The organism is Neobacillus thermocopriae (genome assembly GCF_010975035.1).
Taxonomy (GTDB): Bacteria; Bacillota; Bacilli; order Bacillales; family Cytobacillaceae; genus Neobacillus; species Neobacillus thermocopriae.
The window spans coordinates 50,833-65,927 of the sequence record NZ_JAAIUV010000020.1 but is presented as its reverse complement, the minus strand read 5'-3'; the positions used below and the strand labels follow the sequence as shown (position 1 = coordinate 65,927).

14 protein-coding genes and 1 rRNA gene are annotated in these 15,095 nt (G+C 39.1%); all 15 read right to left on the bottom strand.

The window, feature by feature from the left end; genetic code table 11:
- Positions 1 to 304, bottom strand: a 16S ribosomal RNA gene (locus G4Z05_RS12500); the annotation flags it as partial.
- Between the two features lie 414 nt (positions 305 to 718).
- The gene (gene hxlB / locus G4Z05_RS12495) at positions 719 to 1,264 is read right to left on the bottom strand and encodes a 6-phospho-3-hexuloisomerase (RefSeq protein ID WP_163252183.1); all 546 of its coding nucleotides are present in this window, start codon (positions 1,262 to 1,264) and stop codon (positions 719 to 721) included.
- 4 nt (positions 1,265 to 1,268) lie between these two features.
- Entirely contained in the window at positions 1,269 to 1,907 is a 639-nt protein-coding gene (gene hxlA, locus G4Z05_RS12490) for a 3-hexulose-6-phosphate synthase (protein WP_163252182.1), read from the bottom strand.
- 129 nt (positions 1,908 to 2,036) lie between these two features.
- A complete protein-coding gene (locus G4Z05_RS12485) occupies positions 2,037 to 3,017 on the bottom strand; it encodes a LacI family DNA-binding transcriptional regulator (RefSeq protein WP_163252187.1) in 981 nt (326 codons plus the stop codon).
- A gap of 127 nt (positions 3,018 to 3,144) precedes the next feature.
- Entirely contained in the window at positions 3,145 to 3,783 is a 639-nt protein-coding gene (locus G4Z05_RS12480) for a bifunctional 4-hydroxy-2-oxoglutarate aldolase/2-dehydro-3-deoxy-phosphogluconate aldolase (protein ID WP_163252181.1), read from the bottom strand.
- Positions 3,784 to 3,848: 65 nt separating this feature from the next.
- Positions 3,849 to 5,129 carry an MFS transporter gene (locus tag G4Z05_RS12475; RefSeq protein WP_163252180.1) on the bottom strand — a complete coding sequence of 427 codons (1,281 nt, stop codon included), beginning with the start codon at positions 5,127 to 5,129 and terminating at the stop codon, positions 3,849 to 3,851.
- Entirely contained in the window at positions 5,110 to 6,090 is a 981-nt protein-coding gene (locus G4Z05_RS12470) for a sugar kinase (protein WP_163252179.1), read from the bottom strand. The genes G4Z05_RS12475 and G4Z05_RS12470 overlap by 20 nt, the downstream gene beginning before the upstream one ends.
- Positions 6,078 to 6,836 (bottom strand): sugar phosphate isomerase/epimerase family protein, encoded by a 759-nt coding sequence (locus G4Z05_RS12465; RefSeq protein ID WP_163252178.1) that lies wholly within the window; start codon positions 6,834 to 6,836, stop codon positions 6,078 to 6,080. Before G4Z05_RS12465 ends, G4Z05_RS12470 begins: the two co-directional genes overlap by 13 nt.
- Positions 6,837 to 7,119: 283 nt before the next feature.
- A complete protein-coding gene (gene hprK, locus G4Z05_RS12460; RefSeq protein WP_163252177.1) occupies positions 7,120 to 8,055 on the bottom strand; it encodes an HPr(Ser) kinase/phosphatase in 936 nt (311 codons plus the stop codon).
- Between the two features lie 426 nt (positions 8,056 to 8,481).
- Positions 8,482 to 10,749, bottom strand: coding sequence for a bifunctional diguanylate cyclase/phosphodiesterase (locus G4Z05_RS12455; protein WP_163252176.1), 2,268 nt, complete (start codon positions 10,747 to 10,749; stop codon positions 8,482 to 8,484).
- 1 nt (position 10,750) lies between these two features.
- Positions 10,751 to 10,912: a hypothetical protein gene (locus tag G4Z05_RS12450; protein ID WP_163252175.1), complete on the bottom strand. Its 162-nt coding sequence runs from the start codon at positions 10,910 to 10,912 to the stop codon at positions 10,751 to 10,753.
- Between the two features lie 36 nt (positions 10,913 to 10,948).
- On the bottom strand, positions 10,949 to 11,119 hold the full coding sequence (locus G4Z05_RS12445) for an aspartyl-phosphate phosphatase Spo0E family protein (RefSeq protein ID WP_240465378.1): 171 nt from the start codon (positions 11,117 to 11,119) through the stop codon (positions 10,949 to 10,951).
- A 273-nt stretch (positions 11,120 to 11,392) separates the two neighbouring features.
- Complete coding sequence (locus G4Z05_RS12440) at positions 11,393 to 13,381, bottom strand: PAS domain-containing hybrid sensor histidine kinase/response regulator (protein ID WP_163252174.1); 1,989 nt, start codon at positions 13,379 to 13,381, stop codon at positions 11,393 to 11,395.
- A gap of 127 nt (positions 13,382 to 13,508) precedes the next feature.
- Positions 13,509 to 14,240 carry a LytR/AlgR family response regulator transcription factor gene (locus G4Z05_RS12435; protein WP_163252173.1) on the bottom strand — a complete coding sequence of 244 codons (732 nt, stop codon included), beginning with the start codon at positions 14,238 to 14,240 and terminating at the stop codon, positions 13,509 to 13,511.
- Positions 14,241 to 14,284: 44 nt separating this feature from the next.
- On the bottom strand, positions 14,285 to 15,031 hold the full coding sequence (locus tag G4Z05_RS12430) for a LytR/AlgR family response regulator transcription factor (RefSeq protein WP_163252172.1): 747 nt from the start codon (positions 15,029 to 15,031) through the stop codon (positions 14,285 to 14,287).
- Between the last annotated feature and the right edge of the window lie 64 nt (positions 15,032 to 15,095).

Here is a 15,095-nt window from a genome sequence, read left to right as displayed (position 1 = left end):
TCAGGTCGGCTACGCATCGTCGCCTTGGTGAGCCATTACCTCACCAACTAGCTAATGCGCCGCGGGCCCATCTGTAAGTGTCAGCGTGAACCGACTTTCAACACCCCCTCATGCGAGGGAGTGAATTATCCGGTATTAGCTCCGGTTTCCCGAAGTTATCTCAGTCTTACAGGCAGGTTGCCCACGTGTTACTCACCCGTCCGCCGCTAACCAACAGAAGCAAGCTTCTATTGGTCCGCTCGACTTGCATGTATTAGGCACGCCGCCAGCGTTCGTCCTGAGCCAGGATCAAACTCTCCAAAAAAGTTGATTAGCTCATAAAATTAACGTTGGCTTCGTTTCAACCGAAACGAATATTGTAATTATTGACGTTTTTGGTTGTTTAGTTTTCAAAGAACAATCTTATTTTTTCGTCACTCAAAAGCGACTCTATTAATATATCATTTCAAGTTGTTTATGTCAACAACTTTTTTTATTTATTTTTTATCTTTTGTCGTCGTGCTGACGACTTTTTAAATATTACATGAGTTTTATAGATTGGTCAATACTTTTTTGCAAAAAATTTATAACAAGAAAAATACTAAGGCTACTGAAGATTTTCTTGTGATACATAGCAGTGTGAAAGAAAAAGAAACAGGAAGTCCATAAGATATATCATCCTGCTTCTTCCTTTTTCAAATGAATACTGTTTATTTATATCAAAAACCATTTCCAAAGACTACTCTAAATTGCTGTGACGCCCGAATGCCACGGTGTGATCTACTTCATTTAACTTACTAAATTGCAAGCATAAAGTATCAAAAATAATATGGGCACATTGATCAAATAAAGATCCAAGCGGCTGAATAGTTTTTATCTCATTCTCACGTCGGTATTTTGTTGCTGCCGGTACATGAAGAATCTCCGTGGAAACTTCCGCTAATGCTGATTCTGGATTGGTTGTCATAGCGATGACAGAGCAGCCAAGAGAACGTGATTTTTCCGCCGTCCAAACAACATTTTTTGTCGTACCAGATCCAGAAATGGCAACTAACAGGTCCCCTGAGGCAATCGACGGAGTGATGGTCTCACCTACAACATAAACCGTTGCTCCCAAATGCATTAAGCGCATAGCAAACGACTTGGCCATCAGCCCAGAACGTCCTTCTCCAATTACGAAAATCCGATTCGCCTTTTTTAATTGAAGAGCTATGTCCTGAAGCTGATTTTCTTCAACTTGACGAAGCACGGTGTCTATTTCTTTTAAAATGGTCTGAATGTACATGAAATTACACCACTTTCATTTGTAAGATACATTGTTTTATTTGATTCGCCGCTTCTGTTGGATTTTCCGCCTTTGTAATAGCCGAACCAATGATCACGATGGATGGATGAAGCGCTGCTGTTACCGTTTCAAGTGAAGCAAGTGAAATTCCACCTGCTGCAGCTATTTTCATAGATGGAGTATAAAAGTTTTTTAATCCCATCCCTGTGTTAAATGAACCAAGTTGCTCTTGTTGATCTTTGCTTACATGCACACAAAAGATAGCATCCTTATATTTTTGGAGGGCGAGTTTTTGTTGTTCCGTCGTGTTTAGTAAATCAATCATCACTTGTTTGTTATACTCTTTTGCCACCTCCATACAAACATCCATTGTAACTAGGGGTGATACTCCCATGACCGTGGTCACGTCTGCCCCCGCTTGATAACACATTTCAAACTCATAACGGGCATTATCGATAGTTTTGATATCAGCCACGACTGGTTTATTAGGAAAGGCTTGTTTTATTTCTTGAATACTTTTGACACCATATTCCTTAATTAAAGAGGTACCAACTTCAATCCAATCAACCGACTGCTCGACCTTTCTAGTAAGCTCAATCGCCTCATCTATTTCCATTCGATCTAAAGCTAATTGTATTTTCATGAGTATAACTCCTTTTTAATAAAAATAAAACGATTTACTAAACCGGTTTATAAAACCATTATACGGCATTTGTAAAGGCTCTTCAATGATAGGTATAAAAAAATGATAGCCAGTTCCACGACCGGCCATCTATATCATTTTACTCGGAAAAACAAACACTTCAGGAGTCCTGTCTTCTTGTTTAATTTGTCCATATAAAAGCTCCGCCGCTTTGAATCCCATTTCTCTTGCCGGCTGTATAATAAACGAAATAGGCGTATCAAGTAAATGAGCAAATGGGATATTGTCAAATACAATCAACTCGAGGTCCTCTCCAAGTTGGATTTTCTTTTCTTTTAAAAACTCAACCACCGCCATAAAGGCACGATCATTAGCCGCAAAAAGAGCCGTGGGCTTCAATTCCATGGAAAAGAGCCGTTCTAATTTGGCTTTCATATCCGGAATGTCGGCTTCTACAATATAGTCCGGATTGATCTCTATCCCAGCATCGTTCAAAGCTCTTTTATATCCCTCCAAACGATCCAAGCGCGTACTGACCCGTAATGGTTGTACAACAAAGGCAATATGTTTATGTCCCTTATCAATGAATCGTTGAACCGCTTTGTAGGTGGACTCGGTATTATCTGTTAAGATGGAAAATACATTAAGACTTTCCTCTACTTTTCGATCCATAAACACAACTGGATAGCCTTGCTCGACCATGTTTTTATATAAATCATGATTTTGTCCAGTTGGAAAAATAATGAGCCCGTCTACCTGCTTGGCTCTTAGCATTTCAATATATTTCTTTTCTTTTTCAGGATCATCATCAGCATTACAAACAATCGCTTGCAAATCATGTTGATGAAAGAAATCCTCGATTGCTCGGCTTACTTCAGTTGAAAAATAATGTGTGATATTGGCGACGATGATTCCAATAAAAGAAGTGCGCTTTTGTTTAAGACTTCTTGCTAAAAAATTTGGTTGATAGCCAAGGGTTTTAATCGCTTCTTCAATCTTTTGTCTTGTTTTTTCTCCCATATATTCGTAACGTTTATTTAAATATTGGGAAACCGTACTTTTCGAAACGCCGGCCGCACGTGCCACATCGGCCATTGTTACTTTTTCCATACCCATTCCTCATTCCTCTTATTTCATCGCTTTCATTTTAGCCCCTATCATTCCCCATTTCCAGTCCTCCCTCAAAAAACAAGGATGACAGCTAGCGAAGGGGTTCCGCTTTCTGTCATCCTCTATTTTAGACCTTTTGAGCAAACTGAACTTCCATCATTAATTGTTGGGCTTTCTCTGTGATGGAACGTAAATACAGTTCGGTTAACTCTTTTGTTGGATCCACGAGAGAACTTCCCACGCCAACAGCCACAGCACCAGCACGAATATAGTCTTTGGCATTCTCCGTGTTAATTCCCCCTGTTGGCATAAGAGGAATATGAGGAAGAGGGCCAGCTAAATTTTTAAAATAACCAGGTCCAACACTTCCCGCTGGAAATACTTTTACCACATCAGCCCCATATTCATAAGCGGTTAAAATTTCTGTTGCAGTAAAGGCACCTGGGACACTTATGATTCCATACCGTTTCGTCATTTCAATCGTTTCTTTTCGTACCGTTGGCGAAAAAACAAACTTTGCCCCAGATAAAATAGCCGCCCTTGCCGTTTCTGGATCTAAGACAGTCCCAGCCCCTACAAACATTTCATCCCCAAATACATCTGCTACTCTTTCAATGATGGACAGTGCTTTTGGTGTTTCCATCGTAATCTCAATGGCAGTAATTCCGCCATTCTTTAATGCTTGAGCCACCGGAATGATCGTTTCCATCGTGGCACCGCGGATGACTGCCACCACTCTCCGCTTTTGGATTTCTTCTACTCCCATCATTTAAAACTCCTTTTTGTCAAAATAGATTGATAGACTTTTAGGTCTTCGAAAGCGGTTTCGAATTAAGCAATTCTTTTAATAGTAGCTTTACCGCTTGGGCCTCCAGCTACTTTAACTGCCCAAATCGTTAAAATCGCAGAAAATAATAGGGAGCCAGCCATGAAAATATAGGAAGCGCCAAATCCGCCTGTAACCCCATTTAAATAGCCGACAATATAGGAACCAGCAAAGGAACCTAATGCCCCCATACTGTTAATGAGAGCCATGGCACCTCCCGCGACATTACGAGGAAGGATTTCCGGAATGATCGCAAAGAAAGGACCATATGGAGCATACATAGCCCCACCAGCAATAACCAACAATATAAATGACAGCCAAAAATGATTCGTTCCTAAAGCATAAGAAGTATAGAAGGCGATAGCTCCAATAAGCAAGAATGGCCAAACAAAAACGCTCCGTTTTAACGATTTATCTGAAAAATACGAGGCTGTGAACATAAGAATAATAGCTAAAATATAAGGAACAGACGACAACCATCCAGTTGTGACCATATCCATATTTGGTGCCGCCTTAATAATCGAAGGAAGCCACATCACAAATCCATACACACCAATGCTCCAAAGGAAATATTGAGCACTTAACAAAATGACAGGTTTGGATCGGAACGCCTCACGGTAATTCTTCACCGGCTTAATGCCCTGTTGTTCTTTGGCCAATTGCTCTTCAAGGTCCGCCTTTTCTTGATCCGTTAACCATTTTGCCTCTCTCGGTTTATCATCGACCACTTTCCACCAAATAAATGCCCAAAGGACCGCAGGAAGACCTTCAATAATAAACATCCATCTCCAACCGACCGATTCCACTAAATAACCGGAAACAATCGACATCCATAATACCGTTGCAGGATTTCCCAAAATTAAAAACGTATTCGCCCGAGAACGTTCTTGCTTCGTAAACCAGTTGCTTAAAAGGACAAGCATAGATGGCATGACCGCACTTTCAACCACTCCAAGGGCAAAGCGAATGACATATAACAACTTTATATCGGTTACCATCCCGGTAAAGGCAGCTAACAACCCCCAGGCAATTAGTGACCAGAAAATGAGGACTTTGGCACTCTTTCTCTCTGCATAAGCAGCCCCAGGTACTTGGAAAAAGAAATATCCTAAGAAAAATAAGGATCCTAGCAGGGAGGAAGTAGCCGCCGTAATATGGAGATCCTCGGCTAATCCGGCAGCTGCACCAAACCCATAGTTGGCACGATCCAAATAGGCAAGACTATATGTGATAAAAGCAATAGGAATCAGATACAACCAGCGTTTTCTAGCAATGGTTTGATTCATAAACTTTCACTCCCTGCAAATTATTTTCCATATATTTTTCAAGTGCCGTTCTCGTTGGATAACCATCATTGTCGCCAGGTGATTGAACAGCCAAAGAACCAATCGCATTTCCTCTTAAAACAGCATCGTGGATGGGGAGTCCTTCCAGAAGTCCACTAATTACCCCAACAGCAAACCCATCCCCGGCACCAACGGTATCCACTACTTTTTCTACTCGGAACCCAGGAACCATTCCTTCTTCAGAAGCGGTTTTATAAAAAGCTCCTTCTGGTCCTAGCTTAATCACAACCAGTTCCACTCCCATATCCAAGTAGAAAGAAGCAATATCACGAGGTTCTTTATAGCCTGTTAATGTTTCCCCCTCGGCGATTCCCGGTAAAACGTAATCTGCCTGAAACGCCACCTCATTGATTTCCTTCACCATTTGATCTTGGGAAGACCAAAGAGTGGGCCTTAAATTCGGATCAAAGGAGACTTTTCGGCCGTTCTTTTTCATATAGGTTAAAGCATGGTGAGCAAATCTTCTAGCAGCTTCGGAAATGGCTAATGGAATCCCTGTCATATGAAGGTGCCTCGCACTTTGAAAATACTCTTCTTGAAAATCAGCCGGACTTAGATGGCTGGCTGCCGATCCTTTTCGGAAATATTGGACTTCGGGATCACCTTCTGTGACGACTGATTTTAGTTGAAAGCCTGTCGGATAGTGGTTGTCGATCAATACATGGTTAATATCTACCTGTTCACGTTGGAGCCGCTCGATGATAAATTTTCCAAAAGCATCATTTCCCACTTTGCTAGCCCAGCCAGTTCTTAGACCAAGGCGTGCAAGACCGATGGCCACATTTGTTTCCGCACCAGCAAGCTCACGGGTAAACTGACTAATTTCATGTAACCTACCAGGCTCGTTAGCAATGAACATGGCCATTGCTTCTCCAAATGTCACCACATCTAGTGGTTGCATAATACCACCCTTTCTACCATCATTTGAATATACTCCTTAGTCTTTTCCGGAGGTTCAATAGGGAACTCAAGCGCTTTCATCATTTCGGGTGGAAACCTCTTCAGTAGGAATTCCCAGTAGTTATTTTTTTGGAGTGGTACAGTTACCCATTCCCCATCTTGGTTTTCCACTTGTTTTAAATGAAGGTAATGGACATAAGGAGCAAGTTCCCTTAATGCCTCATCCACATTCTGTTTGGAATAATGCCAATTCCCAATATCAAACGTCATTTTAACTGGTACACCATTCTCGTAGGCGCTTTCAAAAAACGTTTTCAATTGATGGATATTCCCGCCATAAAGTGTTTGATCATTTTCAACAAGCAATTGTATTTCTTTATGCTCGTTTAAAAACAAAAGAAGATCAGCAACATTGGATTGTTCTTTGTGAAAATGCCCTAGTGACACTTTGATCCATTTCGCTCCAAGCTCTTTACCTTCTTGGAAAATGACTGTTAATTCCTTTTCATTAAACTGATGATTCTTTTTCCATAACTCAATCGGGGCCGAGAAAACAGTGAACAATTGATATTGCTCCATTTCTTCTCTCATGATGTGTAAAGGCAAATCCTGTTCCGTGAGTAGTTCACGCCGAATCTCCACCCCAAAAGCACCTGATTGAGCAATCATTGGAAAAAATGAAGCTTGCCCCCTCTTTAAAACTTCAACTCTATTAAAAGCATTTAACGGAACAATGACATGGTGCATGGCATGGGCACCTCCTTTTCATTTAATAAATCGGTTTAGTAAATCGGTTTATAAACATTATAAACCTAATGTAAGCGCTTTGCAATAATAAGATTTAGACAATATTTTTTACACTTTTACCCTAAAAGCGCTTAAATTTTTTAGGAAAACGCATAATTTGTATGGAAAAATAAGCAATACCGTTTTCCCCCATATTTCAAAATGAACAAAGTTCAAACCTTCTTCATTAAATAGAAAACCCCCGAATCACCGCGATGATTCAGGGGACTGATTTTCTGTTTCGTTATTGTTTATCTGCGTTCGACAATTCTGCTTCAATCCTGCTCATAAATTCTTCTGCCGCATTATATCCTTGCTGTTTTAAATACCAGTTATTGGCAGCTGCCTCAATTAAGCCCGCCACATCACGGCCGGGAACAAGCTGGATATCCATCGTAGGAATTTTCACTCCCATATAATCGGTATAGCGAACTTCCTGATCCAAATCATTATATAGGGCATCTTTCTCCCATTTCGTTAAATTAATTTCGAGAGTGATTCTTGTTTCATCCTGGAAAGCCTTGCGACCATATAAGCGAACTACGTTCAACAGACCGATACTACGAAGAGCCAAAAACTCCCTCGTTTTCTCATCATGCGTTCCAAGAATCGTTTGCGGACTCAGTTTCTTCAATACCACAATATCATCCGCTACGAGTCGGTGTCCCCGGCGAATCAATGTGTGCGCCGTTTCACTTTTTCCTACACCGGAATTACCGCGGATCAAAATGCCGATCCCAGAGACATTCACACAAACCCCGTGCACCGCAATTTCTGGAGCAAGTTCCTTCACCAAATACGCATCCAATTTGGTAATAAAATCAGAAGTAATCTCCGGCTGTTTAGTGACTAGCAAAGGAATTTTTTGTTCTTCACAATGATGTTTTAAATAGGTAAGGCCATCTTCCCCAGCTGTCACGATAAAACAAGGGGGATGGTAATGAACAATATTCCCAATCCGGATTTTCCGTTCCTCTTTGCTCAGTTTATGTAAATACGTAATTTCCTTTTTCCCTAAAATTTGCACCCGTTCCGTCGGAAAAAAATCAAAATAGCCAACAAACTCCAAGCCCGGACGATGAGCTCGTGATTGGGTAATCTCTTTCTGGAGTTGATCCTCCCCCGCCAAAACCTTCAATGAAAACTTCTGAACCAAGTTTTCAACCGTTATTTTCTTCACCTTATCTCACGTCCTATTAAACTTTTTACTAATAAAATTATACTTAAGAAACATGAAAACGTCATCATTAGAAAAGCAGAAGCCTCCTGGTCAGCGTCGTATGACCTCCTCCCAAAAGCTATCGCTTTCGGTCGTGCGATGTGGATGCTGCCGGATCCTTCCTTGTGGTGGCCTCCAACTGAGATATAGGAAACACGAAGAGCGATAGCGATTCGATGTTGACTTATCGTAGGGAGGAGACCGAAAGGCATAAGACGCTAGGGGCTGGAGCTAGACATTTCTCGAGTCGGTTGAGCGGCTCTAATCTTATAAAAAATAGCCACCTAAAAAGCTTACACTTTTTGAGTGGCCTAAATAACGATACGCATGTTTGTTAGACAATAGAAACATTTAAATAGATTCAACTAACCTATTAGTATTCTAAATTTATTGCCCTGCTGCTTGGCGAAGAGAAATCAATCCCTGTGTTATAAATTTTTTTTCTACCTCTTCTTTTGATAATGGTTTGCTATAATAGTACCCTTGGACAAATTGACAGCCTTGCTCTTTTAAAAATAATAGCTGTTCTTCTGTTTCGATCCCTTCACAAATGACTTCTCCCTTAAGACGACGTGTTAATTCAAGTATACTTTCTATAATCGCCTTCTCACGCTCTTTTTCAGGAATGCCCTTGATAAAAGAACGGTCAATCTTCACTTTATCAATAGGTAGTTCCTTTAAATACTTTAAAGAAGAATATCCTGCCCCAAAATCATCTAACGAAATTTTAATGCCCATCAAGTTCAATTTCCCAAGAATGACTTTCACGTGGTTCATATTATGCATGAAAGCATCTTCCGTTATTTCAAATTCAATCGATGTTGGATTCGTTTCGAATTGTTTCATTAGGGATTGAACGATGTGAAGAAATGATGGATTTTCCAAAGTTGTAGGTGAAATATTGATGGCAATCGGAATTTCCCCAAAACCGGTATCTTTCCATTTCTTTTGCTGTTTCAATACTTCTTTTAATACCCATTCGGTTACTTCATGAATGATTCCGATTTTTTCACAAATAGGAATAAATTCAGAAGGAGAAACCATTCCTATAGTAGGATGGGTATATCTAAGTAACACTTCAAACCCAGCTAATTGATTTTCTTGAATATCCACTTGAGGCTGATAGACTAAGTGAAAATGACCTAGACTGACAGCTTGCCTTAACCCATCTTCTAGCATGATATTTCGATCCATCTTCTCCGCAATTTCTTTTGTATAAAAATGATAGGTCCCGCCTCTTTTTTCTTTTGATGCATACAATGCTTTATCTGCTTGAGCTAAAAGATGGTTGATATTCGTTTCACCACCGGAATAAATGGAGATCCCAATGGAGGTAGTCACAATAAATTCCGCTCCATTGATATTCCAAGGTTTCCTCATGCTTTGAATGATCGCGTCAGCGATTCGGATCACTTCTTGTTTTGATTCAAACCCATTAACAATAAGGGCAAACTCATCGCCACCTAAACGGGCGAGTGTATCTGATTCACGAATACATTTAGCTACTCTTTGCACAAAACCTTTTAATAATAAATCACCTGTCTTATGCCCGTGTGTATCATTTACCCACTTAAATCGATCACAATCTAGATAAAATAACGCAACATTCGTCTTATTTTGTTCCGCCTGCTGAACAGCTTTTTTCAAACGTTCCTGTAATAGACGCCGATTGGGGATTCCAGTTAATGCATCATAATACGCCATTTGTTTTAACTGTTTTTCCATTTTAATTTGGCTTGTAATATTTCTAACAATGACATAGATACCATCCATTTTTCCGTTCATCTCAATCGGAACATTTTTAACCCTTAGAAAGATCTCCCTTTGTTGTTTATCGTAAACACGTACTTGAAATTCATGAGGAATCCCTTTTTGAGAATCTTGAAAATAAGCCACTGTCATAGGAAGGTCATCAGGATGGATCATACGAAAAAAATCCATGCCATAAAGTTCTCCTTTTCGATAGCCAGAAATCCCCTCTATTGCTTCATTTGCCTCCATGATGGTTCCTAATGGATCCAAAATGAAAATCCCGTCTTGGTTTTGTTCGAATAAGGAGCGATATCTTCTTTCCTTATCACTGGCATTCTGCTCCGCTTTCTTTTGATTAAAATAAGAAAGAAGTAACACGATAGCAAACAGAAAAAAGTTAACCACCGTTACCACAATCAATAAAACTTGCCGGCTAACCAAGAGTGTGGGTTGTGTACCTGTCGTTTGAATATAAAACCCTCCGGACATGGCCATATAATGCATAAGTGTAATGGTTAACCCAATTAATACCGCCATTCCAAGAGTTCTTTTGATGGATGGCTCTCCATTTTGTCGACAACGATTCCAAACATACATAGATAAAATAGATAACAAGAAGGTTATAAGAATCGATACGATAACAAGTTTGAAATCATACCGAATCGAATTCCCCATCATCGCTTTAACTCCAGTAAAGTGCATGCCGATAATTCCTGATCCAAAAGTGATTCCGCTAAAAATGCTATGCCAATGGGAATCGTTCTGTTGAAAAAATAAAAGATAGGAAACCATCACTCCACTAATAGCAAGGAGTAAAGATACGATCACCATCGGAAAGGTAAATAAATGATAGAAATGAAAAGGATTTAAAGCAAGCAGTCCTGTAAAATGGACGGACCACATACTAATACCCATTACAAGAACTAGTAATCAACCAATATATTCTTTTATTCATGGTCGACGAGAGTTGATTGGCTACATGAATGGCTGAACACGCACCAAGTATCGCAATGAAAATAGAGAGTAGCACCAAATCAGACTGATAGAGATGATGGATGATTTGCATAGAAAAACTCCTTTAATTTCCCTTATACCTAAATCGTTAACGAACCAATTCGTTTTTTCTTTTTTCCTTTTCGACCATTAACAAATTTAATAAACTATCTAATTTTTGGCTGCATTCAATCGTTTGTTCTGAAGAAATTCCATATTTGTTTGCTAATTCAAACATTTTATTGCGGCGTTCTTCAATCAATTTAATAAGATAGTCCAAATGTTCCACTCCCAACCGCCTTTACATTACAATGGTCACAATTTTATTTTATAATAGCAAGATTCGTATTTGGGTGAATTGGATTTAAATAGAGGAAGTTTTGCTTAAAATGCGGATAGAGCGGTATGGAGTGGAGGGATTTTCCGGAATTTTGTCAGTAATTGTCTAATATCGTCAACTAATGGAAAAACAGCTCATAAAGATTTTCATAATCAAACAGACATCATTTCCACTTTTTCAAAAAAGAACAGATGATGCTACACACACCACCTGTCATTCCAAATATTTTAATAGAATGCTTAAAAAGCAGGAAATATCAATGGGCTTTGTTAAATAATCACTAAATCCATGTTTGATCGCACGGTTCAGGTCCTCTTTCCTAGCATTCGAGCTAAGGGCAATGACTGGGATGTCAGCGGTACGAACGTTTTCTTTTAATTTCTCAAGGACATGAAAACCGTTCATATCAGGCAGATTTAAATCTAATAAAATTAAATCATACTTTTGCTGATTGGCCATTTCTAGCCCTGCCAAACCTGTCTGTGCCACATGTAAGGTCACATCATGGATTTCTTTTAATATTTCCGTCACTAATAGCAAATTAGATGGATCATCTTCGATATATAAAATGGTAACGTTTTTTTGGATAGGAGATACAATTCTCTTCTTCTCATTATCCGGTTGCGCTATCTTTTGATTCGGATGGGCCAGCGGTAAGCTAATCCAAAAATCGCTTCCCATCCCCAAATGACTATTTACCCCTACTTGTCCACCCATTAATTGAATTAGTTGTTTAACAAGAGAGAGCCCCATACCTGTCCCTTCTATTTGTGAGTGTTCAAGTCGGAAGAATGGAGTAAAAATTTTTTCTTGCGCTTCAGGAGGAATTCCCATACCTGTATCTTGAATATGGACATAAAGAAAGTTCTCTTTACATTCATAGGTAATAAAGATATCTCCATTTTCTTTATTATATTTAATGGCATTCTCTAATAAGTTCAACAACACCTGCTTTAATCTTGTTGGATCCACATAAACATTCTGATTCCCAGCCATGGTCCTTTCATTCGTGATATAAATCCCTTTAGTAACAGCCACAGGCGCTACTAAATTGATACATTCCTCCATCATGGTTCGAATGTTCACGATTTGGGAGGAAATTTTCAGCTGCCCTGCTTCAATTCTTGAGAGATCCAATATTTCATTAATCAGCTCCAGCAAATGACGTCCGCCTTTTAAAATTTCCTTGACAAAAAAACGCTGCTGTTCAGTAAGGGATTCTTGCCCTTCTAACAATTGGGAAAATCCAAGAATGGCATTAAGAGGTGTCCTTAATTCATGACTCATATTGGATAAAAACTCTGATTTGGCTAAACTCGCTTTAACCGCCTCTTCTTTCGCTTGAATCATTTCTCTTTCTATCAATTTCCGTTTCGTAATATCAATTCCCGATCCAATGACCTCTACAACCCGCCCCTCTAGAAAAACAGGGCTCAACGTAACATAAAAATATATTCCGTTCATGGAAGCTTCAAAATGTGTGACTTCCCCTTCCCAAGCTTTCTCATAAGCTAGTAGTTTCGCATCTGCTTCTTCTTTCGGCAATACACCGTGCAACGGTTTTCCAACTACCATAGAAGAGGATAGCCCTAGTTTTTCTACTAACTCGCCCTCACATAAGGTATGAATAAACTGGTCTCCCATTTTCACATATTTAAATGTCATACCTTGTTGTTTTTGTATGGTATGAATGAGATCCAACTGTGCCTTCTTCATTTGATTTTTATGCTCAACCACTTCACTATTATCTCGCGCAAACACAAATGCTCCTGTCATTTTTCCATGAATCATAATAGGAACAAGTGTAATGAACATGGGAACCCATTTGTCTTCCGCATCTTGAATGCATGCGTCAAAATACGTTCTGTCTTCCTCAAGCAAATGAAAAAACTTCTGTTTCGCCTTTTTCCGATCTTCCTCATGTAAAAAAGAGAAAAAGGGTTTGGACAAGAATTGCTCCTTTTCATACTTTAATAATTCCATTGCTCTCGGATTCACGTGGACAATCTTCCCTTCGGTATCCACTGTCCATACCACATTCGGGTTGTGCTCGATCAATGATTGATAATGAATTTCAAACATCCGATACTTCCGAAGCTCATGATTTTTTTTCACAAGTCTGATAGACAAAAGGATGACGATGAAAATCAACGTGAATCCCAATGCCCATATAAATACATGAATGGAAGCTAAATCGAACATAGAAAACACAACCTTATAAAAATATTCCCATTATCTGTTGCTGAATACTACGTTATGTGGGACTTTAATTCGCGGAAAAATTATTCTCTCAAGTATTCCATTTTTCATCAACCATTTGGAATAACATCTATGAACTTAATAATCGAGTGACTTCATTAATTTTTAATTTAGAAATATAGGCAACTTTTTGCGTATGAAAGAATGAGGCCGTGTAAGTTTCACCAGAAGGTTCAATCTTTTCAATTGTTTTTAAATTGATTAAATAGGAACGATGGGTCTTAACAAAATAACTTGGTAGTCTTTCGCCTAGTTTTTGGATCGGTTCAGACGTTTCAATCTCTTGATTAGCCGTATGGACAACGGTCTTTCTTCCTTCTTTTTCTATAAAAAGAATATCCATAGGTACTACATATTGGAGGGAACGATTCGATCGAATCAAGAGTTTATTCGTTTCCTTCAAATTCTTGATTTTTTGGCTCATTTTTTTCAATTGGTATTGTTTTTTGGCCCGTTCAAGAGCCATATAAAGCCGTACCCTTTCCACTGGTTTCACAATATAATCCGTTGCCGAGATTTGAAATGCTTCAATCGCATATTCATCATACCCGGTAATAAAAATAATCTGTAAGTCTGGTAAAACTTCTTTACAAGCGATAACCGCTTCCAATCCATTTAAGCCAGGCATATGAATATCAACCAACACGATATCTGGTTTTTCCTCTATAACCAAATGAAAAAAATCGATGCCGTTTTCTGCCTCTCCTACGACCTTCAATTCCGGTAAATCCTTCATAAGATGGACGAGCAATAATCGGGAAGAAAGGTCATCATCCGCAATAATCACCCTTAGTTCATTCATCGGAATCCCCCCTAGTGGTATACTTGCAGAATATTTGGGACCTTCTATCCCTCATGTACGATAGAAATTCTTTCTTTGACTTCGCTAATTTTCAATTTAGATATATTGGCCACTTGTTCATAACCTTGAAATGAAACAATATAGGTTTCATGATGGGGTGAAATTTGAGCGATTTTCCTTAAATTAATAATATAAGAGCGATGCCCTTGATAAAAATCACTGTTCAGTCGGGGCAACAAGTTTCCTAATGTTTGATTGGTTTCATATCGCCCTTTTTTCGTGTGGACTAAGCATTTTTTTCCAATTTTTTCGATAAAAAAAATATCATCCTGAGGGATAAAGCGAATACATGCAGCGTCTTTAATGGACAACATATCCATAGACGGCTGGGATGTATGTTCTTCTACGAACGCCTTTTCGCACTCAATCCTATCTTTGGCTTTCTCCAGTGCCTGTAAAAATCGAACTTTTTCAACCGGCTTTACAAGATAATCGATGGCTTCCATTTCAAAGGCTTCGACCGCATAGTGATCAAAAGCAGAAACAAAAATATATTTAAGATTGGGGTAAATAGATACACTATCTTTAATAGCTTGGATACCATTTTTCTTTGGCATTCGAATATCGGTAATAATGAGGTCCGGCTTTTTCTTCATCACTTCATCAATTAATTCCTCCCCATTACTACCAAGACCTACCACTTGAAAAAAGGCGACTTCTTTCATAAAATATTGAAGAATTTGTAATGAATCCTGGTCATCATCGACTAATACGACCTTTATTGGGTACATCCTTCCAATCCTTTCATAAAGACTTTCCTACACTATTGACAGGTAAACGATACCCAGATCCTTC